Here is a 3035-nt window from a genome sequence, read left to right on the forward strand (position 1 = left end):
CTTAAATAATAAACTGGTCGCAAAATGCATAAATTTTCATTGATCGAAAATGCGTTAGATAGCCTTGAACATGCGATTGTTCATCTTAATGATAAAAATGGTCTTCAAAAAGGAGATTATAAAAGAGTCATCCTCGATCTGTCGCATGTAGCAGAGCTATTATTTAAAGAAAAATTACGGATGATACATCCAGCTTTTGTGCTGTCCAACGTAGATAAATATCCGTCGACTGTAGCGCATACTGTAAGTGCTGCGGATGCTTTAAAAAGATTACAAAAAATTGGAAACGTAGAATTTAAAGATGAAGATCAAGCAGCATTACGAACCATACGTGAAAAAAGAAATGAGATTGAACATTATGAATTTTCGATAAGTGAAAAAGAAGCAAGGGTGGTTATCGGTAACGTTCTTGTTTTTATTTTCAGATTTGCCACAGACGAAGTTGGTTTAGACTGGGCAGATAGAAGAATTAATGACCCTGCATGGAGTAAGTTAAACGAATTCGTTGAATTTTATGAAGCGCAGCTTGCGTATATTACTGAGACGCTCTGGGATTCGGACATACCTACTCAAAATTGTCCAATATGTCGGAATGATACATTCGATCTTGAATCTGAAGTTTGCGTTTTATGTGGTCATCGCGAAGAAGTATTGGAATGTGTGGTATGTAAAAACAGTTATCTTTATTCGGATGTAGAGTATGAAGATGCTGGTTTATGCCCTAAGTGCGAGTGGGAAGATGGATATGCTTCAGCAAATTTTGAAAAATATTAAAATTGCCCAACAAAACGCTGCAGGCCGACCCGGGGGGGGTAGCGGCTTTTCGAAAGCGCTTGGTTTTCGAAAAAACTTGGCTTCGACAGCCTGCTCGGCTATATGGCCCGGTCGGCTGAGCTACCCGTTGGGTCACAGAATATGAACAAAGAAGCTCAAATATCAGCTCTTGCTGATTTCATTGCAGAAGTTGAGCGCCTCAATGCTGCGACACGTCAAGCTGAAGACCGGCAGATCTATGATATGTATTTGTCCAGAGTTGCTATTATTCTCGCCAAGGTAATTCGGGATGAATCAATTGGTGATGACATCGCCTCAATGGAGAGACTTTTTGGCAACACATGGCTGAAAGATGAACAATCGTATCGAAAGGCATACTCTACTTGGGATCGGTTCAAGGGCTTACTAACCCAGTCGCTTCATGGAATGACCGTAAACGAGCGATTGTTCCACCTTGGATTATTTGACCAGTTTGATAATGCAATAGCTCGTGGTGACAAGGCACAACTAAGAGCAATCTTGTTCAAATGTTTCCTTGAGGAAGATAATATTGAATCAATTATTAACAAATACTTGAAAAAAGAATGACCCAACAATTTGCTGCACGGGAGCGCAAAAAGCACGCGCCCTGTGAGCATGTCGTTATACCTTGAAAAATTAAAATGCTTGAGACAATATTAAAATTTATCCATGCCTTCAATAATCGGGAACTATCCACCTCGATTTGGATACTCCTTCTTATTGTCTATTGTCTTACGGTTTCTAATGTCAGGAAGTCCTTATTTCGTGTGATCAAAAGTTTTTTCGCATGGAAATTAACAATTTCATACTTGTTAATGTTTTCATATATAGCGAGTTTAATCTGGTTGCTAAATACAATATCGTTATGGAAGAAAGATCATATCCCTGTAACCTTATTGTGGTGTGTATTTTCCGCATTTGTCATGCTATTTGATTTTCAGAAAGCGAATGATCAAAAGTTTTTCAAGAATTCTGTCAAGGATCATATTAAGGGGCTCGTATTTATAGAGTTTTTTGTAAATCTATATGTTTTTAATTTTTGGATAGAATTTGTTCTTATCCCGATACTTGCGTTCGCTGGAGGAATGAAGGCTATTACTGAAAGAGACAAAGAGTATGAAATTGTAGATAAGCTATTAAATTATGTTTTTATTTTAGTTGGTTCTATTTACATCATACACTCTACTTATATGGTAATTACTGATTTTGAAAATTTCGCCACTATGGGAAATTTTGAAAGTTTTTATATTCCAATATTGCTATCAATTTTATTCATTCCATTTGTCTATATGGCAGCATTAGTGGCAGCTTACGAATCTTTTTTCATACGACTGCAATTTTTCGTACCAGTAAAATCGGTTCGAACGTATGCAAAGCTCAAAACATTTTTATCTATCAAGTTAAATTTATGGAAATTGAACAAGTGGTCAGTTTACGTAATTAGTAATTGGCGGTTTAAAAATAAAAAAGAAGTTCAGGATGCTGTTGTTGGATTCAAGCAAAGCCAAAACTTATGACAACTGCTTTAGCGAGGTATAACAATTAGCTGCACTGGATTCGGGCCAAAAAGCGGCCCTCTCCGGTGAGCAATGCGTTAACTGTTTAATCGAGATTCATATGGCACTAAAAGACATCATTTATAAAGTTATTATACCTATTGTATCAGCCGTTTGTTCAGGGGTTTTGGTTTTTTTCTTAACACCGGATTGGCAAACAAAAGCAAGACAGAATGAATGGATTCCGAAAAGTGAATGGAAGGCTGAAATTAAGGAAAAGGGATGGATCTTAAAAACTGAATGCCCAGCATATCCATTAAAGATTTCAATTATTGGTCCTGGGAGACATTCAGCGTTAAGCATAGAGAAAAGCTACGGGAAAAGTAGAAAAATTGAGTCAGACATAATTGCTCAATTGTCAAGAAAATTTAACGAAGAACAATCTGAAGTCGGAGTTGTTCTAAAGCTTGATGATGATGACCATTTTCGGATTGTTTTTCCAAAACGTGATTATCAGTCTAGTGGAAATTATTATAAGGTGAGCGGTGAAGGTAAGGTTTTTAGGTTCAATGACCTATACATTCCTTATCTAAATAATCCAAAAAGTATTATTGTTAGAGTATTTGTGACAGATGATAGTTCGGCAATAGGGTCAATTTATCTATCATTTGAAGAAATTAAGAATTTACCTTATGTCCTAAGTTATTCAAACGAAATGGAGTTTAACGTAAAAGTAGACAGTTA

Annotated in this window: 4 protein-coding genes; all 4 read left to right on the top strand. The window is 36.5% G+C overall.

Going from position 1 to position 3035, the window contains the following annotated elements:
* Positions 1 to 24: 24 nt before the first annotated feature.
* Complete coding sequence (locus tag JCM12296_RS39455; RefSeq protein ID WP_157068156.1) at positions 25 to 774, top strand: hypothetical protein; 750 nt, start codon at positions 25 to 27, stop codon at positions 772 to 774.
* A gap of 141 nt (positions 775 to 915) precedes the next feature.
* Positions 916 to 1362, top strand: a complete 447-nt coding sequence (locus JCM12296_RS33715) for a hypothetical protein (RefSeq protein ID WP_054702372.1) — start codon at positions 916 to 918, stop codon at positions 1360 to 1362.
* 200 nt (positions 1363 to 1562) lie between these two features.
* The gene (locus JCM12296_RS33720; RefSeq protein ID WP_157068157.1) at positions 1563 to 2312 is read left to right on the top strand and encodes a hypothetical protein; all 750 of its coding nucleotides are present in this window, start codon (positions 1563 to 1565) and stop codon (positions 2310 to 2312) included.
* 100 nt (positions 2313 to 2412) lie between these two features.
* Positions 2413 to 3035, top strand: a 623-nt coding sequence (locus tag JCM12296_RS39460; RefSeq protein ID WP_157068158.1) for a hypothetical protein, incomplete at its 3' end; no start/stop codon positions are given.

The organism is Desulfosarcina cetonica JCM 12296, from assembly GCF_001311845.1.
Lineage (GTDB): Bacteria > Desulfobacterota > Desulfobacteria > Desulfobacterales > Desulfosarcinaceae > Desulfosarcina > Desulfosarcina cetonica.

Coding starts and splice junctions, on each gene's coding strand:
- JCM12296_RS39455 (WP_157068156.1), top strand. CDS start 25: ATGCATAAATTTTCATTGATCGAAAATGCGTTAGATAGCCTTGAACAT.
- JCM12296_RS33715 (WP_054702372.1), top strand. CDS start 916: ATGAACAAAGAAGCTCAAATATCAGCTCTTGCTGATTTCATTGCAGAA.